This window comes from Schaalia sp. HMT-172, from assembly GCF_030644365.1.
Lineage (GTDB): Bacteria > Actinomycetota > Actinomycetes > Actinomycetales > Actinomycetaceae > Pauljensenia.
Genome location: NZ_CP130058.1, coordinates 1,009,019 through 1,030,101, shown reverse-complemented (window position 1 = coordinate 1,030,101; position 21,083 = coordinate 1,009,019). Strand labels below are relative to the sequence as shown.

At 64.6% G+C, this 21,083-nt stretch carries 17 protein-coding genes; 4 read left to right on the top strand and 13 right to left on the bottom strand.

The window, feature by feature from the left end; all coding sequences use genetic code 11:
- Positions 1–48: 48 nt before the first annotated feature.
- The 7 genes from tet(W) to QU663_RS04200 all read right to left on the bottom strand — a co-directional run bounded on the left by tet(W) (position 49) and on the right by QU663_RS04200 (position 10,775).
- Positions 49–1,968 (bottom strand): tetracycline resistance ribosomal protection protein Tet(W), encoded by a 1,920-nt coding sequence (tet(W), locus tag QU663_RS04230; protein ID WP_021612625.1) that lies wholly within the window; start codon positions 1,966–1,968, stop codon positions 49–51.
- A 640-nt stretch (positions 1,969–2,608) separates the two neighbouring features.
- Positions 2,609–3,517 carry a DUF5129 domain-containing protein gene (locus tag QU663_RS04225; RefSeq protein ID WP_021612626.1) on the bottom strand — a complete coding sequence of 303 codons (909 nt, stop codon included), beginning with the start codon at positions 3,515–3,517 and terminating at the stop codon, positions 2,609–2,611.
- Positions 3,518–3,568: 51 nt separating this feature from the next.
- Complete coding sequence (locus tag QU663_RS04220) at positions 3,569–5,236, bottom strand: DUF5129 domain-containing protein (RefSeq protein WP_021612627.1); 1,668 nt, start codon at positions 5,234–5,236, stop codon at positions 3,569–3,571.
- Positions 5,237–5,327: 91 nt separating this feature from the next.
- Positions 5,328–6,503, bottom strand: coding sequence for a DUF5129 domain-containing protein (locus QU663_RS04215; RefSeq protein WP_021612628.1), 1,176 nt, complete (start codon positions 6,501–6,503; stop codon positions 5,328–5,330).
- Between the two features lie 107 nt (positions 6,504–6,610).
- Positions 6,611–8,296, bottom strand: coding sequence for a transcription termination factor Rho (rho, locus tag QU663_RS04210; RefSeq protein WP_304990689.1), 1,686 nt, complete (start codon positions 8,294–8,296; stop codon positions 6,611–6,613).
- Positions 8,297–8,515: 219 nt separating this feature from the next.
- On the bottom strand, positions 8,516–9,466 hold the full coding sequence (thrB, locus tag QU663_RS04205; protein WP_034481048.1) for a homoserine kinase: 951 nt from the start codon (positions 9,464–9,466) through the stop codon (positions 8,516–8,518).
- Position 9,467: 1 nt separating this feature from the next.
- On the bottom strand, positions 9,468–10,775 hold the full coding sequence (locus QU663_RS04200; RefSeq protein WP_021611681.1) for a homoserine dehydrogenase: 1,308 nt from the start codon (positions 10,773–10,775) through the stop codon (positions 9,468–9,470).
- Positions 10,776–11,050: 275 nt separating this feature from the next.
- Between QU663_RS04200 and pflB the strand changes: the two genes are divergently transcribed.
- From pflB to pflA, 3 genes are all read left to right on the top strand, one after another.
- Complete coding sequence (gene pflB, locus QU663_RS04195) at positions 11,051–13,156, top strand: formate C-acetyltransferase (protein WP_021611679.1); 2,106 nt, start codon at positions 11,051–11,053, stop codon at positions 13,154–13,156.
- A 123-nt stretch (positions 13,157–13,279) separates the two neighbouring features.
- Positions 13,280–13,531: an autonomous glycyl radical cofactor GrcA2 gene (gene grcA2 / locus QU663_RS04190; RefSeq protein ID WP_009056454.1), complete on the top strand. Its 252-nt coding sequence runs from the start codon at positions 13,280–13,282 to the stop codon at positions 13,529–13,531.
- A 134-nt stretch (positions 13,532–13,665) separates the two neighbouring features.
- Positions 13,666–14,544 carry a pyruvate formate-lyase-activating protein gene (gene pflA, locus QU663_RS04185; RefSeq protein ID WP_021611678.1) on the top strand — a complete coding sequence of 293 codons (879 nt, stop codon included), beginning with the start codon at positions 13,666–13,668 and terminating at the stop codon, positions 14,542–14,544.
- Between the two features lie 34 nt (positions 14,545–14,578).
- Here the strand turns inward: pflA and QU663_RS04180 are convergent, their stop codons facing one another.
- From QU663_RS04180 to QU663_RS04160, 5 genes are all read right to left on the bottom strand, one after another.
- Positions 14,579–15,217 (bottom strand): peptide deformylase, encoded by a 639-nt coding sequence (locus QU663_RS04180; protein ID WP_021611677.1) that lies wholly within the window; start codon positions 15,215–15,217, stop codon positions 14,579–14,581.
- Positions 15,214–15,891 (bottom strand): sugar O-acetyltransferase, encoded by a 678-nt coding sequence (locus QU663_RS04175; protein ID WP_021611676.1) that lies wholly within the window; start codon positions 15,889–15,891, stop codon positions 15,214–15,216. Before QU663_RS04175 ends, QU663_RS04180 begins: the two co-directional genes overlap by 4 nt.
- Positions 15,888–16,664 (bottom strand): gamma-glutamyl-gamma-aminobutyrate hydrolase family protein, encoded by a 777-nt coding sequence (locus QU663_RS04170; protein WP_034481043.1) that lies wholly within the window; start codon positions 16,662–16,664, stop codon positions 15,888–15,890. The genes QU663_RS04175 and QU663_RS04170 overlap by 4 nt, the downstream gene beginning before the upstream one ends.
- Before the next feature lie 164 nt (positions 16,665–16,828).
- Positions 16,829–17,845 carry an adenosine deaminase gene (gene add, locus QU663_RS04165; protein WP_021611674.1) on the bottom strand — a complete coding sequence of 339 codons (1,017 nt, stop codon included), beginning with the start codon at positions 17,843–17,845 and terminating at the stop codon, positions 16,829–16,831.
- A gap of 102 nt (positions 17,846–17,947) precedes the next feature.
- Positions 17,948–19,279, bottom strand: a complete 1,332-nt coding sequence (locus tag QU663_RS04160) for an aminopeptidase C (protein WP_021611673.1) — start codon at positions 19,277–19,279, stop codon at positions 17,948–17,950.
- A gap of 118 nt (positions 19,280–19,397) precedes the next feature.
- On the opposite strand from QU663_RS04160, the gene QU663_RS04155 reads away from it, so the two are divergent.
- The gene (locus QU663_RS04155) at positions 19,398–20,297 is read left to right on the top strand and encodes an aldose-1-epimerase (protein ID WP_021611672.1); all 900 of its coding nucleotides are present in this window, start codon (positions 19,398–19,400) and stop codon (positions 20,295–20,297) included.
- Here QU663_RS04155 and QU663_RS04150 read toward each other — a convergent pair.
- Positions 20,294–21,082 carry a 16S rRNA (uracil(1498)-N(3))-methyltransferase gene (locus QU663_RS04150; protein ID WP_021611671.1) on the bottom strand — a complete coding sequence of 263 codons (789 nt, stop codon included), beginning with the start codon at positions 21,080–21,082 and terminating at the stop codon, positions 20,294–20,296. The genes QU663_RS04155 and QU663_RS04150 overlap by 4 nt on opposite strands.
- Between the last annotated feature and the right edge of the window lies 1 nt (position 21,083).

Genomic DNA, 21,083 nt, shown 5'->3' with positions numbered 1-21,083 from the left:
TTACCCTCCATAACTTCTGATTGTTGCCGTCTTGACGATTATGTATCTTTACATTACCTTCTGAAACATATGGCGCACCTTGTCCAGGCGGCTGTTTGGACGGCGGGGCTGGATGACCGGCTGACCGACAGCGGCCTGATATCCTTTCAGCTCTGTAAGGCATACGCTCCGCCCGTTGGTGTAAAAGGCCAGATCAGTACGGTATGCCTGTATACAGCGGGCGGGAATCTCGCCAGTAAAGACAACTTCATCCTTTTTTACCTGGGCCGTTTCGATGGTGGCACAGTATTTCGGTGCATCATGATAAGCCCTGGAAAGGTATTCCTGGGGCGCATAGAGGATGAAGGAGAGATAAGGTTCCAGCAGCTGCGTCCCCGATTCCTTCAATGCCTGTTCCAATACAATCGGGGCCAATGAGCGGAAGTCCGCCGGCGTGCTGACCGGACTGTAATAAAGCCCGTATTCAAAGCAAATCTTACAGTCCGTTACGTTCCAGCCGAACAAGCCCTGCTCCAGCCCGTAACGGATACCATCCCTGACAGCGTTTTGAAAACTCTGGTTCAAGTATCCCAGCGAAACCCGGCTCTCGTATTGTACACCGGAGCCAAGCGAGAGTGGTGTAACAGACAGTCCTATGGATGCCCAAAACGGGTTGGGCGGCACCTCGATATGGATGGTGTGGCTGGCTGCTTTGAGCGGCCGCTCCATATAAATGACGGAGGGTTCCTTTACCACTGTTTCAAGCTTGTATTTTTCCGACAGCAAAGCGGAAACAACCTCCAACTGCACCCGGCCCAAAAAAGAAAGAATGATCTCATGGGTGATGGAATTCACTTCGCAACGCAAAAGCGGGTCAGTATCCGCAAGTTGCGTAAGAGCGTCCAGCAGCCGTTCTCTTTGCGCTGCCGTTTTCGGCGCAATCGTCGTCCGCAGCATGGGGAGGGGGTCCTCGCGCCACCTTTTACGAGGGAGCCGGGTTTGGTCCCCTAATACATCGTTTAACCTCACGCTGTCGCTGGGAAGGATAACAATTTCACCCTGATAAGCGGTGTCTGTCCGAACAATTTCCCCTTTGGATGGAATACGCATCTCTGTGATTTTCAGCTTTTCTCTCCCGGCCAGGGCCACCGTATCCCGCAGGCGCAGCGTTCCGCTGTATAACCGTAGATAGACACGCCGCTGGCCGCAATCGGTGTACTCAACCTTGAAAACGCTGCCGCATAGGGCGGCGCCCCCCTGTTCCCCAATCGGTTGGAACAGCCCTGTCACCGCATCCATCAACGGTTGAATGCCAAGGCCATTTTTGGCGCTGCCATGATAGACTGGGAACAGGGAGGCGTCTTGAACCCGCTGCTGTTCCTCCCGCGCAAGTTTTTCCCGGCTGATTGGTTCTCCTGCGATATACTTTTCCAATAATTCATCGTTATTTTCGATGACCGCATCCCATGCTTCTATGTCGGTATTTTCCTCCAGGACTATTTCCGGGGACAGCGACACCGTCTGCTTGATGATAATATCGGCGGAGAGCTTATCCCGAACAGACTGAACCACGCTCTGCAAATCAACGCCAGCCTGGTCGATCTTGTTGATAAAGATAACGGTGGGAATGTTCATTTTCCGCAGGGCATGGAACAGAATACGGGTCTGGGCCTGCACGCCATCTTTAGCGGAGATCACCAAGATGGCCCCATCTAAAACAGCCAAAGAGCGGTACACCTCCGCCAAAAAATCCATGTGGCCGGGCGTATCCACAATGTTAACTTTACATCTGTGCCACTGGAAGGAAGTGACTGCCGCTTGAATGGTAATCCCACGCTGCCGCTCCAAAAACATGGTGTCCGTCCTCGTTGTCCCTTTTTCGACGCTCCCCGGTTCTGAAATGGCTCCGCTGGCATATAGCAGGCTCTCCGTCAAGGTCGTCTTTCCAGCGTCTACATGGGCAAGAATTCCAATATTGATTATTTTCATGTGATTGTCCTCCCTTTACAGCCCCAAAGGGCATAAAAATCCCCAGCAGTAAAATACTTTTACCACTGGGGATTATAAGTTGCGGACATACACATATACAGCATACACCTGTTTGTGATTGCTGTTTTTGGGGATATGTCAAAATTGATAAGGCAAAAGTATTCTTAAATTGGGTACAAAAAACTAAGCCCCTACAAAAGGAGCTATCATAATCCTTTGTTCCCACTATTTGATTATAGTTTTATTTAAGAATACCTTGCCGCATATTTTTTACTCCTTTTCTGGATTAAATCATTGTATCACATCAGTTTTAGGAAAGCAAGTACCTAAAAGAAATTTTTCTTCCCCTTATATGTAACAATCATACCGGCTTCCTAGCGTTCAGAATGTTTTCTGCTGTCTGCTGTGGTGTTTGGTTGGAATTGTCCAACCAAAAGCCGATCCGTGGTGTTGTCTGCATTTTACTAAATACAAATTCAATGTATACAGAAAGATATAAGGAGTGGGAGGGATTCCGCCGTAGTTGGCATTGTAGGAAAATCCAAAAGTTTAGATTTTCCCACAATGCTTATCTTTTGGTCTTTGGTTCGGAATAGTGTAGTGCTGGCGGTCTATCTCTTGTTTTCGGTTGCTTGCTTCCTTACCGTACATGAGCATTCCTCCAGCGCTTGTAACGCTTCTTCCCAATCATGGACGTGTCGGCGCCGAGAGCCGTCTCGATGAGGCGCACCAGGCGCACCCTGGCCTCATCGGCGATCCGGTCGAGCTGCGTCAACGCCTCGGCGGGATCCATCTGCGCACGCTCAAGACTCGCCCCCAGGTCGTTCGCGGCCAGGCGCTGCTCGTTGAGCCACGCCGTGAGGGACGCCGCCATGCTCAGGACCGACGGCTCGCGGCTTCGCCGTTGGACGCTCTCCGTGAGGGTCTCGACGACGGTCAGGTCCTCGTACACCGGACCCAGCTCGTTGTCCCACACCGCGCGCCAGGCAGGAGCCAGCGCGAAGAGATCGCACGCGGCCATCAACGCGACGTGCGCGTCCATCAGGCCGTGGAAATCCCCCACGATCGTCTCCGTTTCCCGAGCCGTCGCGGCGCTCATCGAAGCGAGGAACGGAATCGAAGCCTCCGCAGCGATACGAGCGCGCAGACTGTCGCGCTCGGCCCGAGCGGCCTCGAGGCGCGCGCTCAGGCCTCGGTCGTAGCGCCCGGCCCCAAGGAGTGGGCAGAAGGCGCGCTCGACCTCGAGGTGACGCTTCTCAAGCCCTTCCCATTCCTCGGCCGCACGCTGTATGTTGTCGCGCGCCAGGCGTCGCAACATCCAGCCCCGCGCCCAGACGACGATCCCCATGAACGAGGTGGCCCACGCATACCAGGTGGGCCACACGAGACTCTGCGGGACATCGACGGCGGACGTCACGGCAAACCACGCGGGAGTCACGAGGAACAGGAGCAGGCCGGCCACGATGCGCAGGACACCACGCAGGCTGCGCCACGATGTGTTCGGGCGTTCGGGGCCTTGATTGAGCGCGTCGACGGCTAGCGATGTCATGGCTCCACTCTAGCACGGATAGCACTCAATTGCCGGGTATCGCTCCACGTCTCAGAAGGACGAGGACGAGCCTGATCCTGAGAAGCCACCCGAGGACGAACCGTAATCTGCGCTGGATGTACTCGACGAGGTACTGGTGTCATAGGTCACGTAATCATCGAAGTACAGCGGTCGCACGTAAATGTAGCTGTTGTAGTCCTCAAAATAACCCGATGTGTTGGCCTGGTATGCGCCCAGATTGACTCCGGCAGAGTTCGCGGTCAGTCGAATCGTCGAAGCGGGGTTATATTCGTAAGTCTCTCCCTTGCTGAGGTACGAGCCGTGGTAGAACATCTCGCTTGCATCCACAACTTCAGACGGCGGGCTCTGCCACCTGGCGTAACGTTGCCTGCCTTCCGCCGTCGTGTCGGCCGCCAGCGCCGTTGTCACCACGTCGGCCAGGCGTGAGCGGCACTCGTTCGCGATCCGGTCGAGTTCTTCGAGAGCCTGAACCGGGGTTAGTTCCGCGCGTTCGAGGCGATCTCCGAGGTCGATGAGCAGCTCGCGTTGCGCGTTGGTCCAATCGAACAGCGAGGTCGTTGCTCCGTGCACCTGCGGATTCTTGACGCGGTTACGTACCTTCACCCCGACGTTGTCGACAGCCAGCAGATCTTCGAAGACCGGGCCAACTTCGTTGTCCCACACGGTGCGCCAGCCGGGCGCCAATGCGAAAAAGTCGCCCGCAGCCAAGATTGCGTGGTCTGCGTCCGCCAACGCACGCAGGTCCTCAAGAATCAGATCCGTCTCGTCCGAGGCTCGCGCACTCAGCATTCCGAGAGGGCTCGTCGTTTGCGCCTCGGCGATTCGGGCACGCACCCGCTCGTATTCGGCTCGCGCACACTCGTAGCGCGCGGACAACCCCGTCGTGTAGTGACCAGCATCGAGCAGCGCCACAAATGCGCGCTCGACATCACCGCGGCGACGCTCCAGAGCTTCCCATTCGTCAGCAACCTTCTGCGCGTTTCGCTGAGCCTTGCGCCGCAGGCTCTGCCCGCGCGCGAGAATCCCGATTCCGCCGAGGGTAGCAACCCATCCCTTCCATCCGGGCCACTGCACGTGATTCTCAAGGCTCATGCCCTCCGCATTGGGCATAACAGCTGCCGCCTCAGTGACCGCGGCAACCACTCCCTGGCTCCAACGCCCGTTGCGGAAATCGTCCTTCGCCGCATTCTGAATGCTCTCCTGGATCGACAGGACCGGGGCGATGTCCTCACCGAAGTAGGTGCCAACCTGTCGGTGCGTGGGAGAGACCGCGAGAATGAAATAGCCGTCGGCCCATTTGTAGCCATTGCGCGCAATCCACTCCGGGTGTTTCGCGCGTGCGTACTTGAGTGTTGCCTCGTCCAAGTTGTCGTCGGTCAAGTTGTCGGTGGACAGGACGACGAGGTGGGTGGGCCGCAGGAAGCCGATCCCCTCGAGGACAACGCTCAGGGGGCGGCCGTCGACGCTCTGAAAGCTATGGGTCTCGTCCTGAATTTCCACGACGGGCGCGATCAGGTTGGACGCCTGCGCCGTCGGCTTACTGTATTCGTAGTACGACACTGCGAACCACGCAGGCGTCACCAGGAGCAGGAGCGCCCCCACCACGACGCGCAGAAGACCGCGCGCGCTGAGGCTCGTGATCCGGGAGGCGCGCCCCTCAGGACCGGTGTTCGTTGCATCGTTCGTAGAAGATGTCATACATTCACTCTGACACGACGGTCAGGATCATGCTTGGCGGCGCAGTTGGTTTCGAGACAGGAAGACGGGACGAGCGGCCCCTGTCTCTCGCTCAGTCCGATGAGGAGCCGCCGCCTGCCTCGTCCACGTCGTCGCTCAGATATTGATCGAGATACATGGGCAGCAGGTAGACGGACGAGCCACCAGCCGTCAGGACACCGGTTGCCGGAGCTGGCAGTCCTTCCAGGTCAACGCCTGCGGAGTTTGCAGTTAGTCGGATCGTGGCCGCCGGGTTGTACTCGATGTCAGTGTCCGCGTCCTGGCTCCAATAGGCTGCGTCGTACTCCGCGTTCGCCGCGGTGAGCCTGATGCCCGCGTTCTTCCATCGCGTGTAGCGTTGCCGTCCGCGCGACGAGGCATCGGTGGCGAGAGTCGCTTCGATGAGCTCGGCGGTGCGCGCTCGCGCCTCGTTGGTCATCCGGTCGAGTTCTTCAAGGGCCTGATCGGGAGCGATCTGCCCGCCCTCAAGGCGTGTCCCGAGGTCTCTCACCGCGTCCTTGCGGTCTCCCACCTGCTCCCTGAAGGCCTCAATCTCCGCCAGAATACCCGGCTCCGTGTTGACACTTTCGAGGGTGTCTGCGACGTCGTCGAGTATGTCCAGGTCTTCGATGATCGGGCCGATCTCAGTCTTCCACACGTCGCACCAGCCGGGCGCACAGGCGAAAAAGTCGCGCGCCGCCATGATCGCGGTATCCGCGTCCGCCAGGCGTTCCATCCGCGCGAGGATCTCATACTCCGCGCCGCCCGACGCCTCGCTCAGCGACGCGAAGAAATCCGGCGACTTATGCTCGGCGATCCGTGCACCAACCCTGTCGCGTTCGGCTCGGGCACACTTGTGACGTGCCGTCAGTCCAATCTCGTAGTGCCCGGCACCGACGAGCGTGGAAAACACGCGCTCAACCTCTGCCCGCTGGCCCTCCAAGGCCGCCCATTTCTCGGCGATCTCCACCATTTTCTGACGCCCCGAGCGCCGTAGACCGGCGCCGCGCCACAGCACGCCGATTCCGCACAGCGCCATGACCCAGCCGGTCCAATTCGGCCAGCTCAGCCCATCCCCGACCCCATGAAAGGCCCGATCATAGAAGGCGATTCCCAGCTGAAGGGGGGCCGGCAGTACGAGAAGGAGACCAAGAACGAGGCGCAGAAATCCGCGCACAGTACTCCAGGACCGGCGCGAGGCTTCCTGTGTCGCCTGCGCATTGACCACATTCGGTGTCGCGTTCACCATGCCCCAAGTCTGACACAGGCCCTCATCAGTTGTCCGGTATGTAGGCGTGCACCGAAAAGAAAGCGGGGCGAGCGGCTCTCGCCACTCGCCCCGTTCTCACCCGCCGATCACTCGGAGGGCGTCGTCTTCTGGATGAGCATGAGGAACTCAGCGTTGGACTGGGTTTCCTTGAGCTTGTCGAGGACCAGCTCGAGGCCCTGCTGCTGATCGAGGGTCCCCAGGACGCGGCGGAGCCTCCACATAATGCGCAGCTCCTCGGGCTTGAAGAGCAGCTCCTCGCGACGGGTGCCCGACGCGTTGAGGTCGATCGCGGGGAAGATGCGGCGCTCGGCGAGCTGACGCGACAGGCGCAGCTCCATGTTGCCGGTGCCCTTGAACTCTTCGAAGATGACCTCGTCCATCTTCGAGCCCGTCTCCACCAGCGCGGAAGCGATGATCGTCAGCGAGCCGCCCTCGGAGATGTTGCGGGCGGCGCCGAAGAACTTCTTGGGCGGGTACAGCGCGGACGCGTCCACACCACCGGAGAGGATGCGGCCCGAGGCGGGTGCGGCCAGGTTGTAGGCGCGCGACAGACGCGTGAGCGAGTCGAGGAGGACGACGACATCCTGGCCCAGTTCGACGAGGCGCTTGGCGCGCTCGATCGCGAGCTCGGCGACGGTCGTGTGGTCCGATGCGGGGCGGTCGAAGGTGGAGGCGATGACCTCACCCTTCACGATCGAACGCATGTCGGTGACCTCTTCGGGGCGCTCGTCCACCAGGACGACCATGAGGTGCACCTCCGGGTTGTTCAGCTCGATGGCCTTGGCCATCTGCTGAATGACCATCGTCTTACCGGCCTTGGGCGGGGAAACGATGAGGCCGCGCTGCCCCTTGCCCACGGGGGCGACCAGGTCGATCACTCGGGGTGTGAAGGCCTTGGGCGAGGTCTCCATGCGCAGCTGCTCGGAGGGGTAGACGGGGGTCAGCTTGCCGAACTCGCGGCGCGCCTGCGCCTGCTCGACCGTCATGCCGTTGACCGAGTCCACGCGCACGAGGGCGTTGTACTTCTGGCGCTGACGCTCGCCCTCGCGGGGCAGGCGCACGGCGCCGGCCACGGCGTCACCGGCACGCAGGCCCCAGCGGCGCACGTTGCCGAGCGTCACGTAGACATCATTCGGGCCGGGCAGGTAGCCGGAGGTGCGCACGAAGGCGTGGTTCTCCTGAATGTCGAGGATGCCGGCGATCGGCGCGAGGTTGTCCTCGCCGCCGCGCGCGGGGCGGCTCTCGCGGTCGCGGCCCTCGCGGCCCTCGCGTTCGCGGCCCTCGCGGTCGCGGCGGGAGCGGCGTCCGCGGTCGCGGCGGGAGCGGCGACCTTCGGGGTCGTCTCCGTCGGGCAGCTCGATGTTCAAGACGGTCTCGACGACGGTCGTGTCGGGCTCGGGCGTGGGCTCGGTGCGCTCGGCGGCCGGCAGAGGTAGATCGAGCGTCACGCGCGCGGGCTCGACGGCGCCCTGGCTGACCGCGCGGCGGCGGCGCGAACGGCGGGGGGCCTCGGCGGCCGACGCTTCCGAAGGAGCGGCCTCGGGCGCGGGGGCAGTGGGGCCTTCCTGGGACGAGGCCGGGGCCTCGTCGCGGGGAGCGGCGGCAGGCGTGGTCGGAGCGCTGGCGTCGTTGCTCAGGAGCTCGATCAGCTGGGGCTTACGAAGCTGGGAAATGCCCTTGAGACCGCGGGATGCGGCTAGAGCCTTGAGCTCGGGCAGCTTCATCGCCGACAGCGACGCGGTCGTCATCTCGGCGGGGGTTTCGTTGCTCACGAAGGGATCCTTACTGGAATGCGCCCATATCGGGCGGGTGAATTGCTCAAGCACACGAAAAAGCTTGATAAGGGAGATGCGCATGGAAGGCGCATCGCAACGGTCGGAGGCGAGCAGTCGACTCGGACCTGGGGAAAATATAGCAAGACCACCAGCCCGCTGCCGATCAGACGGCGCGACTGGCGGTGCTTGCGCAGAAACTCACAGCTCGCAGGCTGTTCAGAACTCGACCTTCGCGAGGGAGCCGCGGGTGATCTGCACACCCGACGCAGCGACGCCGAGCGGCAGGACGCGCCACCCGGAACGCGCGGCTTCGTGGCGGATGTCCGCGCCCACGGGCTCGAGCGACATGACAGTGGGGCCGGCGCCCGAGACGACGGCCGCGTATCCCGCGCCGCGCAGCCAATCGACCAGCGCGAGGGAGGGCTCCATGGCGCCGCGTCGCTGCTCCTGGTGGAGGCGGTCGCGGGTGGCCTCCATGAGCAGCGTATGCAGGTCCGCTCCCCCGCTGGCCCGGGCCTGTCCCGACAGGAGGGCCGCAAGCGAGGCGGCGCGGGCAACGTTAAAGCGCGCGTCCACGTGAGCAACAGTGCGCGGCAGGGCGGCACGGGCCGTGGCCGTGCGCAGCTCGAAGTCGGGAATGAAGACGACCGGTTCGATGCCTTCGGGCGGGCTCAACCGCAGCGCACCAACCTCCTCGGTCTCCTCGTTCATCCAGGCGACCGTTGCACCACCGAAGACGGCGGGCGCGACGTTGTCGGGGTGGCCTTCCATCTGCGAGCCGATCTCGAGAATCTCCTGGCGTCCGAGCACGTCGGCATCGCCGATGAGCGCGCGGGCGAGCGTCACGCCCGCGACGATCGCGCTGGCGGAGGAGCCCAGGCCTCGCGAATGAGGGATGCGGTTCGTGCAGCGCATGCGCACCCCCACCTGGGGCGCGCCTGCTCGGTCCAGCGCCAGGCGCAAGGCGCGCACGACGAGGTTGTCCTCGCCCTGCTCCACGTCGCCGGCGCCCTCGCCCTCGACAACGACGCAGGTCGGGCCCGTCGTGGCGTGAACGGAGACCTCGTCCCACAGGTCGAGGGCCAGTCCCATGCAGTCGAAGCCGGGGCCAAGGTTCGCGCTCGTCGCGGGAACCTTGACGGCGACGAAATCGTCATGAACGCGCACGTCACTCACCCTCAACGCGGATCGTGGAGGTCACCTCGCGCACCGCGTCGGAGACGGCGAGTGCACGGGCAACGGCACGCAGGTCTGCCTCGCGAGCCCGGTGGCTGGTCACGACGATGACGCAGGCGCCGGGCACCTGATCGTTGCGCTGATGCACGGACTGAATCGACACTCCGTGGCGGGCGAAGATGCCGGCGACGTCGGACAGGACGCCCAGGCGGTCTTCCACCTGGAGACGGATCTGGTAGCGCGTGTGGGTCGAGCCGGGGTCGAGGATCGGCAGGTGCGCGTAGACGGATTCGCGCGGCGCGTGCCCGCCGAAGGCGCGGTGGTGCGCGGCGGCCACGAGGTCGGACAGGACGGCCGAGGCCGTGGGGGCGCCGCCCGCTCCCTGCCCGTAGAACATGAGGCGCCCGGCATTCTCACCCTCGACGAGGATGGCGTTGAAGGCGCCGTCGACGGACGCCAGCGGGTGATCCGAGGGCACCTGGGCGGGGTGGACGCGCATCGCGACGCCCTCGCGGCCATCCTCGCCGATGCGGCGCTCGGCAATGGCCAGGAGCTTGATGGTGTGGCCCACGCGAGCGGCCTCTTCCATGTCCTCCTTGGTGATGTTGGAGATGCCCTCGACCGCGACGTCGTCGATTCCCACGCGGGTGTGGAAGGCGAGCGAGGCCAGGATGGAACACTTGGCGGCGGCGTCCAGTCCCTCGACGTCGGCCGTCGGATCGGCCTCGGCAAAACCCAGGTCCTGCGCCTGCTTAAGGGCGCCCTCGTAGCTCAGTCCCTTGGAGCTCATCGCATCCAGGATGAAGTTCGTCGTACCGTTGACAATGCCCATCACCGTCGTCACGCGGTCACCCGCGAGGGACTCGCGCAGGCCGTACACGACGGGCACGGCGCCGGCGACGGCAGCCTCGTAGTAGAGGTCGGCGTCGTTGGAGGCGGCAGCCTCGTACAGCTCCGGGCCGTGCGCGGCGAGCAGGGCCTTGTTGCCCGTCACGACCGAGATGCCCTGGGTGAGGGCGCGCAACACGAACGTGCGCGCCGGCTCGATGCCGCCGATCAACTCGACGACGAGGTCCATCCCGTCAATGGCCTCGGCGGGGTCGGTCGTCAGCAGCTCGCGGTCGATCGGGGAGTCGCGCGGGGCATCCACATTGCGGACAAGGACTCGGCGGACCTCCATCTGTGCACCGGAGCGGGCGGCGAAATCCTCGCGGCTGGACTGCAGGATGCGAATGACCTGGCTACCGACGGTTCCAGCGCCAAGAACGCCAACTGCGAGGACCGGACGGGGTGCGGACATAGGGATTATCTCCTTCGTGAAACGGGCACTGGTACCAGTGTAGGTGGTCAAAGGCCCCCCTTCCCTAACGGGGACCTTCGTCCTATAATTGCAGCGCGAGAGACTTTCGACTCACACCCCTGAGACACAGAACATAGATCGATGGGCGAAACAGGTTGTCTGGTCGCCATCGACCGTAGGACAATAGACCCAAGCGCCGGAATCCGGCGCACTGACGGAGCGATGCTCCCAACGACCGTCCCCACAGGGAAACGGAAAATCCGAGAAGAGGAAGAATGACGACAGCAGACCAGAAAGCCTGGGAAGGTTTTGTCAAGGGTAACTGGTGCGATGAGATCGACGTCCGCGACTTCATCCAGCTGAACTACACCCCGTATGAGGGCGACGCCTCGTTCCTGGCTGGCCCCACTGAAAAGACCATGCGGGTCTGGAACACCCTCGAGGAAAAGTACCTCTCCGAAGAGCGCAAGGTGCGCATCCTCGACGTTGACACCGACACCCCGGCCGACATCGACGCCTTCAAGCCCGGTTACATCTGCGAGGACGACAACGTGATCGTCGGCCTCCAGACCGACGCTCCGCTCAAGCGCGCAATGATGCCCAACGGCGGCTGGCGCATGGTCGAGACCGCCATCCACGAGGCCGGCAAGGAATACAACCCCGAGGTGAAGAAGATCTTCACCCAGTACCGCAAGACCCACAACGACGCGGTCTTCGACATCTACACCCCGCGTATTCGCGCCGCCCGCTCCTCCCACATCATCACCGGCCTGCCGGATGCCTACGGCCGTGGCCGCATCATCGGTGACTACCGCCGCGTGGCCCTCTACGGTGTTGATCACCTCATCGCCGAGAAGCAGAAGGACAAGGATCGCTACGCCGACCAGCCCTTCTCCGAGCACTGGGCGCGCTACCGCGAGGAGCACTCCGAGCAGATCAAGGCCCTGAAGAAGCTGAAGAACCTGGCCGCCTCCTACGGCTACGACATCTCCGGCCCGGCCACCAACGCGCACGAGGCCGTGCAGTGGACCTACTTCGGCTACCTGGCCTCCGTGAAGTCTCAGGACGGCGCCGCCATGTCGATCGGCCGCCTCTCCGGCTTCTTCGACTGCTACTTCGAGCGCGACCTGAAGAACGGCACGCTCGATGAGTCGGGCGCGCAGGAGATCATCGACGCCCTGGTCATCAAGCTGCGCATCACCCGATTCCTGCGCACCATCGCCTACGACCAGATCTTCTCGGGCGATCCCTACTGGGCAACCTGGTCCGACGCCGGCTTCGGCGACGACGGCCGCACGCTGGTCACCAAGACCTCGTTCCGTCTGCTCCAGACTCTGGTGAACCTCGGCCCGGCCCCCGAGCCGAACATCACCATCTTCTGGGACGAGAACCTGCCCCGCGGCTACAAGGAGTTCTGCGCCCGTATCTCGATCGAGACCTCGTCGATTCAGTACGAGTCCGATCCGCAGATCCGCGCCCACTGGGGCGACGACGCCGCCATCGCGTGCTGCGTGTCCCCCATGCGCGTCGGCAAGCAGATGCAGTTCTTCGGCGCCCGCGTGAACGCCGCCAAGGCCCTGCTCTACGCCATCAACGGCGGCCGCGACGAGATGAGCGGCAAGCAGGTCATGGAGGGCTACGAACCCGTCCAGGGCGACGGCCCCCTCGACTTCGACGACGTGTGGAAGCGCTACGAGGAGATGCTGGACTGGGTCGTTGGCACCTACGTCGAGGCCCTCAACATCATCCACTACTGCCACGATCGCTACGCTTACGAGGCCATCGAGATGGCGCTGCACGACGCCGAGATCGTTCGCACCATGGGCTGCGGCATCGCCGGCCTGTCCATCGTCGCCGATTCGCTGGCCGCCATCAAGTACGCGAAGGTCTACCCGATCCGCGACGAGACCGGCCTGGTCGTCGACTACCGCACCGAGGGCGACTTCCCGACCTACGGCAACGACGATGACCGCGCCGACGACATCGCCGCGACCGTCGTCCACACCGTCATGGACAAGATCCGCGCGCTCCCCATGTACCGCGACGCGATCCCGACCCAGTCGGTCCTGACGATCACCTCCAACGTCGTCTACGGCAAGGCCACCGGTTCCTTCCCGTCGGGCCACGAGAAGGGCACCCCCTTCGCCCCCGGCGCGAACCCCGAGAACGGCATCGACACGCACGGCATGGTCGCCTCCATGCTGTCGGTCGGCAAGCTGGACTACAACGACGCGCTCGACGGCATCTCGCTGACGAACACGATCACCCCGCAGGGCCTGGGCCGCTCCAAGGAAGAGCAGATCCAGAACCTGGTCGGTATCCTCGACGCCGGCTTCGTCCCCGACGATTCCTGCGCCTACGACGGAACCAAGGGCTACTGATCCACCATTGGCGGGGATCAACTCGCATCCCTTGTTGATCCCCGCCACCCAACCCGTGGGTGAGGCCGCGACCCGGCCCGCCCAGCCGGCACCGCCGGAGTCTCACAATTAAGGAGAAATGTTATGGCAACCAAGACCTACGAAGAGCGTCTCGCTGACATGAAGGCCGCCCGCGAGGAGCGCGGCGACAAGGATGGCCTGTACCACGCGAACATCAACGTTCTCGAGGAGTCCACGCTGAAGGACGCGATGGAGCACCCCGAGAAGTACCCGAACCTGACCGTTCGCGTTTCCGGCTACGCCGTGAACTTCGTCAAGCTCACCCGTGAGCAGCAGCTGGACGTCCTGTCCCGCACCTTCCACCACTCGGCCTGATCGGTCGACGGTAGTGGGGCGTTGGGCGCACGCCCGGCGCCCCACTGCTATGCCCGCCGGTTGCGCCCGCAATCGCGCACGCCCCGGCCTCGTTCGCGCCATCGCCGCGCCCGTACTACCTCGAAGAAGGAATCATGACGCAGCCCCTCGCCATTCCCACGTTCCGCGAGCAGGACTTCCAGGCTCCCCAATCCCGTACCGTCGGCGCGGGCGTCGAGGGCCTTGAGGAGATCACGGACCTGGAGCGTTCCGAACGCTTGCGACGCATGCGAGAGGGCACGCTCGGTTCCATTCATTCCTGGGAGCTGGTGACCGCCGTCGACGGCCCCGGCACGCGCATGACCGTGTTCCTCAACGGTTGTCCGCTGCGCTGCCTCTACTGCCACAACCCTGATACGTTCCTCATGAAAGACGGCGCTCCCGTGTCCGACACGGAGCTGCTCTCCCGCATCGCCCGCTATCGTCGTATTTTCCGAACGACGAAGGGCGGCATCACGCTGTCCGGCGGCGAAGTCCTCATGCAGCCCCACTTCGCCAAGCGCATCCTGCTGGGTGCCAAGGAGATGGGCGTGCACACGTGCATCGACACCTCCGGCTACCTGGGCGCGAACTGCGACGACGAGATGCTCGACGCGATCGATCTGGTGCTTCTGGACGTCAAGAGCGGCGACGAGGAGACTTACAAGAAGGCGACCGGCCGTGAGCTGGCACCCACAATTGCGTTCGGCGACCGCATCGCGGCTCGAGGCGGGGACACACGCATCTGGATTCGTTTTGTCCTGGTTCCGGGCCTGACGGACGACCCCGAGAACATCCGCAAGGTCGGTGAGATTGTCACCCGCTGGAAGGATGTCATCGACCGTATCGAGGTTCTTCCCTTCCACCAGCTGGGTAAGGACAAGTGGCATTCCCTCGGCCTGGAGTATCAGCTTGAGGATACGAAGGCTCCCACGCCCGAGGCAACGGAGGATGTGCGCGAGTACTTCCGCTCGCTGGGTTTCGAGGTCCACTGAGACACACCGCGTGCCCGGCCCCGGCGGGGGCGGCTTAGGTTCGCTCCCCCGGGGTCCACGTGTATCCGGGGCGTCCCCAGCCCTTGGAGTGCGCGAGCTCCGCGGCCATCTGCCCGTAGGGCTCCTCCAGGCGGTCGACGTAGAGGGTTCCTCGGAGGTGGTCGTATTCGTGCTGGAAGATGCGCGCGAGCCAGCCACGCGCGGCCACCGTGATCGGGCGCCCATTCGCGTCGTAGCCGCGCAGGATGGCGCCGAGCGCGCGGCGCAGCGGATAGGTCACGCCGGGGACCGACAGGCAGCCCTCGGCCTCGTCGGCGATGTCTGGCTGGGCGGGGAGGATCGCGCCCGCACCGGCCTCGTCCCAGACGAGGTCAAGCGTGGGGTTGACGACGACGCCGCTCATCGCGTCGTTGAAGCCGAGGGTGGGGGCGCGGTCCAGGGCGAGGGCGTCACGGTAGCGCCTGTCGAAGGGCCCGCCTCCCCGGTACGACCAGACGAAAAGCTGGAGCCCGACGCCGACCTGGGGGGCGGCCAGCCCCACGCCGGGGGCCTCGTGCATGGTGTCGATCATGTCGGCGACGAGGTCGGTCAGGGAGGAATCGAAACGTTCGACGGGGTCGGCGATCCTGTGCAGGACTGGCTCGCCCGTGATGCAGATCGGCAGGACGCTCATGCTTGTTTCCCCGTGGTTCGCTCATCGACGACGCCGACTCGGGCGGCCTGGAGCGCGCGCGGGGCGTTCGGGTCGAGTTCCTTGATGACGCGGGCGGGGTTGCCCACGGCGATGGAGTTGGCGGGAACGGAGCGGGTGACGACGGCCCCGGCTCCGATGATCGAGTTTTCGCCGATGGTGACGCCCGGGCAGACGACGACGGAGCCGCCCAGCCACACGTTATCTTCGAGGGTGATCGGGGCGGCGGACTCCCACTTGGCGCGACGAGGCCCGGGCTCGATCGGGTGGATCGCGGTGTAGAGCGAGCAGTTGGGGCCGATGAGGACGTCGGCACCGATGACGACCGGGGCTACATCGAGAACAGTCAGGCCGTAGTTGATCCAGGATCCGTCACCGATGGTGATGTTGTGCCCGTAGTCGACGCGCAGGGGCGGGCGAATGTCGATGTCCTCCCCCACCTCGCCGAGGACCTGGGCGAGCAGGTAGCGGGCGATGTCCGGGTCGGTGGGGTGCGCCTGTTCGTAGAGGCTCAGGAGGCGTACCGCGCGCTTCGTGAGTGCGCAGAGCTCGTCGTCGGCGATGTAATAGTCGCCGTCGCGCATGCGCTGCGCGGGCGTGCGCGAGTCGTCGCGGAATCGAGGGTCCTCGAAGTTTGTTCCCGGTGCGATGGTCATGCGACCAGGGTAGTGGACGCCTTCTCGAGTCGGGGGACGCGGCGCGCATCGAGGTGGCCGAGCAGGCAATGCAGCTGGGCGATGTCGGCGGCGGGGTCCTCGGGGTGCCACTGCACGCCGATGATCGGGGCGTCGGGAGATTCGATGGCCTCGACGGTTCCGTCGGGGGCGTAGGCGCTCACGCGCAGGGTGTCGCCAAGGCGTGCGACGCGCTGGTGGTGCGCCGACGAAATAACTAGCTCGGAGTCGGTGAGGACGGGCGCCAGGGCGCGCTCGAGGTGGCTGTCGGCGTCGACGCGCGCGCTGTGGCGCACGAATCGGTGATCGGAGAGGATCGTGGGGTTGGAGTGGGTGCCGTCGGCGATGTCCTGTTCGAGGGTGCCGCCGAACGCGGTGTTGATGATCTGCATACCGCGGCAAATGCCCAGCAGCGGTGTGCCGGTTCGGGCAGCGTAGTCGACGAGGGCGAGCTGTCCGAGGTCGGCGCGGTACCAGTGACGCCCCTCACGCTTGTAGCCCTGGGAGGCTCCGTAGTGGGCGGGGTGGACGTCTTCGCCGCCCATGATGATGATCGCGTCGGCGGCGCTGGCGCGCAGCGTGGCGCCCTCGGCTCCGTCTTCCTGCGCGTATTCGCGGATGACGTTCCAGGTGGGCAGCGCGGCCTCAAGCAGACGATCCCACAGGCGCATGCAGATGTTGTTGTATGCCTCGTCCCCCGGCCGTGCCGGCAGGACGTTGGAAATCAACAACGTCGGCTTCGTGTGGTTCGTCATGGTCCCTATCATGTCAGCACTGGGCGCCGAGCGCGCGGCGCGTTCACGGGGTGGCCAATTGTGACGGAACGGTCCACCGGGTGGCACGTGTCCGTCAGGTGCTTTCCTCGACGGACGAGGCCGGGGCGGGTCTCCCCGAGCCCCGGCCTCGCGCTCCCGCAGGGTCAGTGCTGTGCGACGAAGCTGTCGATGCGCGCGCGCATCGCCTTCTTCTGTTCGTCCGGGATCCAGGCAATGTCGATGGAGTTGCGGGCGATGCGCTCCAGGTCCGCGCGGCCAAGGTCGAAGCGCTGCGCGAGCGCCAGGTAGTTGTCGCCGACGTAGCCTCCGAAGTAGGCCGGGTCGTCGGAGTTGATGCTGACCTTCACGCCGGCGGCGGTCAGTTCGATGATCTCTTTGCCCTTCATCTCCTTCGTGACGAAGGAGTTGGACAGGGGGCAGGAGGTCAGGCCGATGCCGTGGTCTCGCGCGTAGGCGACCAGGGAAGGGTCCTCCACGATGTTCGTGCCGTGGTCCAGGCGCTGCGCGCCCAGCTCGGTGAGCGCCGCGCGGATGTTGTTGATGGAGCCGACCTGGTCGATGTCGCAGTGCATCGTCACGTGCAGGCCGGCCTCGCGCGCCAGCTCGAAGACCCGGGCGAACTTGGTGGGCGGGTTGTCTCGCTCGTCGGAGTCCAGCCCCACGCCGATGAACATGTGCTTGTAGGGCAGGGCCGACTGGAGGGTCTCGAGCGCTGACTCGGCGCTCATGTCACGCAGGAAACAGAGGATGAGGTCGGCGGACAGACCGGTCTCGCGCGCTTCGACGACGGCGCGGTGGTAGCCGCGGATGACGGTGTCGATCTCGATGCCGCGGCTGGTGTGTGCTTGGGGGTCGAAGAAGCACTCGGCTCGCACGACGCCGTTGGCGCGCGCACGCCGGAAGTAGGCGGCCGCCAGCGCGTAGAAGTCGTCCTCGTCCTGCAGGACGTCCATCGCGGGATAGTAGACGGCCAGGAAGGAGGTCAGGTCGTTGAAGCGGTAGGTGGCCTGCACTTCTTCGACGGTGGCCTGGCCAATATCCACGCCGTTCTTGCGTGCCAGGGCCAGCTTCAGGTCGGGCTCGAGGGTGCCCTCCAGGTGCAGGTGTAGCTCGGCCTTGGGCAGGCCAAACGCGAACTCGCGGGTGACGTCGGTGCTCATGGATCCTCCTGACGGACGTGGGGTGGGTGTCGCAGAACTATTGTCCCACGTCACCCACCCCACACGGAGTGTTTCACGCGTGAGCGCCTGAACGCGACTCGCTCAGGCCAGTGCGCCCATCGGGTCCCATGCCGGCAGGTGCGTCGGCTCCTCGGCGATGACGGCGCGCAGCTCCTCGGGCAGGTCGTCCACGTGGACGGCGACCTCGAAGACGTTGGCGTCGAACCAGGCGGCGTCCATGGTGAAGAATCCCTTCTCGCCGGGCTCTTCGCCCCAGGAGTTCTCCACGCGGAAGCGGCGCGCCTGCCCTGCCTCGTCAATGTCGACGCCGGTGAAGAGCATCGCGTGGTTCATCGCGGACTCGCCGGTATTCACGCGCTGCTCCTTCGAGGTGGAAAAGTCCACGCCGAACAGGTTGTCGTAGTCGTAGAGGCCGTCGACGAACAGGCCGGAGGCGCGGTCGGACTGTTTGCCGCAGTCGGCGCCGAACCACACGGCGCGGCCCGAAGCCAGGATGGAAGCGGTGATGGTACGGATCTGCTCGACGGGGGCGTTGACGTAGAGGATCGGGCGCCCGCCCACGACGTTTCCCATGTGGTCGACGGTGAGGGTGTGCCCCTTGGGGTGCTCGGCGCGCGGGTCATCGACGAGGCACACGTACTGGGTCAGGTCCACGTCCACGTAGCGCTGGTAGAACTCGCGCGGGGTGAGCACGCCGTCGCGGTGGAACTCGCCCGCATCGTCGCGCCATTCCCACTCAAACGAGACCGGCGGCTCTCCCAGGCAGATGACGAGGATACGCCACACGTCGGCCAGGGCCGCCTCCTTGACCTCGTCGATCTCGCCCTCGGACGCTCCGGCGGCCACGAGCGCGCGCAGCTCCAGGGCGGTGCGGCGCAGGACGACCTTGAGGCGCGCGTTCATCGGGGCGGTATGGCTGGAGGACTCGGTTTCGGGCATCGCGGTCTTGGGAACGAGGCCGTGCTTGAGGTAGAGGGACACGGCCATGTCCCACTGGCCACCGTCGGAGAGCACGTCGCCGAGCAGGAACTGCAGGAGGCGGCCGTCGAGGTCCTCCGTCGAGGCGGTGGCGATGACGTCGGTGAGGAAGAAGTTGGCACGCTCGAACTTGTCCCAGAAGAGGACGTAGTTCTGCGAGAACTCGAAGTCCTTGACGCCCAGGTGTGTGCGGGTCGTGGAGCGCAGGAGGTTGAGGGAGGAGAAGAGCCAGCAACGTCCGGACTTCTTCTGCGAGGTGACCTTCCAGTCATCCACCTTGTGGGAGACGACGGTGGGGGTGGCGACGACCTTGGCGCGGTCGAAGGCGACGGGTTCGACACCGGCGTGGGAGACGGCGTTGCGTGCGACCGTGCGGGCGGTGTCCGTGTAGGCGTGGAGGCGTTCGACCAGCTCGTCTGTGATCTCGTGTGCCATGCGGCTGAGCTTCCTTTCAATCGAGAGTCATTCTCTATAAGGATACGCCCGGCCGCGTGACACGGACGAGCCGGCCCCGATTAGAATGGCGATAATGAGACAACGCAAAGGAGCATCCATGGTCAGGTACGGCGCGTCGGGGCGCGAAGTGGTGCTGCGCGACGGCGGCTACGAGGCGCGGATTGTCACGGTCGGCGCGGGTCTGGCCGGCCTGACGTATCGGGGCCACAAGGTGATCGTCCCCCACCGCGTGGACGAGTGCCCTCCCGCATACTTGGGAAAGGTCCTCATGCCCTGGCCGAACCGCGTGGCCGGCGGCGCCTACTCGTGGGAGGGGACGAGCTACGACCTGCCCGTCGACGAGCCGGCCTTCGGGACGTCCCTGCACGGTTTCGTGGCCTTCCAGGACTGGCAGGTCGACCGTGCCGACGCGTCCTGCGTGCAGCTCAGCACGCTCATCGCGGCTCGCTATTCCTATCCGTGGACGCTTCTCGCGTCCGCGCGTTACAGCCTGGACGCGCGGGCGGGCCTCGCCGTTGAGCTGTCCGCGACGAACGTCGGGCAGGGCACGGCTCCCCTCGGCGTCGGGTTCCACCCGTACCTGGCCATCGACGGCATCCGCGCGGACGACCTCGAGCTCACCAACCCAGCATCGATCATCTACGAGGCGGACGCGAGCATGATCCCGGTGGCCGCGCACGACGTGGCGGGCTTCGGCCTGGATTTCCGCTCCCCGGCACGAATCGGCGAGGCCGGGTTGGATCACTGTTTCGCGGGGCTGCCGCCGGGGACCTGGACTGTGACGCTGCGCGACCCCGACTCCGGCGTGGGGGTCTCGCTCTCGTCCGATGCGCGCTGGCTGCAGGTCTACACGGCCGACAACATCGGCCGCGTGGGCGTGGCCGTCGAGCCGATGAGCTGCCCGCCCAACGCCTTCAACTCCGGCACGGACGTCGTCGCGCTGGGCGCGGGACAGACCCACACGCTGAGCGCATCCATCCGCGCCGCGCAGGGCTAGTATTTCCCAGCCGCGGCGCGGATGAGCGTCAGGGCGACCGCGCCGGCCGTCGAGGAGCGCAGCACGTTGGCCCCCAAGCCGATCACGCGGGCACCGGCGTCCACGAGCTGCGCCTTCTCCTCGGCGTCGATTCCGCCCTCGGGCCCCACGATGAGTGCGATCCGCGCGGGGAGCGTCCCATCGGCGCACGAGTCCTGGACGTGGGCGAGCGCGGCCCCGAGCGAGACCGTGGCCTCCTCGTGACACACGAAGGCCACCCCGGCCTCGTCCGTGAGGGCGCGCACCCAGGAGGCCAACTCACGACTGTCCTTGACGTCCTCCACGGCCGGGACGAAGGCGCGGCGCGACTGCTTCGCGGCGGCTCGCGCGACGCCCTCCCACTTGACGCGACCCTTCTCGGCCTTGGGCCCCTTCCACTGGACGATCGCACGCCGGGAGGCCCAGGGAATGACCCGGTCGATACCGATCTCGGTGCAGATTTCCACGGCGGCCTCGTCACGCCCACCCTTGGCGAGCGCCTGGACGAGCACGATCTGCGGGCGCGTCGACTCTTCCTGGACCACCTCGCGCACGATAAGCGAGAGCGAGGACTTGTCCGCGCCGCTCACCTCGCAGCGCAGACGCAGGCCTGCTCCGTCGACGACGTCCACCCATTCCCCGGCGCCGATGCGACGCACGGAGGCTGCGTGGCGCCCCTCCGAGCCGGACAGGGCCGCCCGCTCCCCCACCGACAGGGACGAGGGCGCGGGAGTGAGGTCGTCACCGAGAAAAACGGGGAGCGTCATG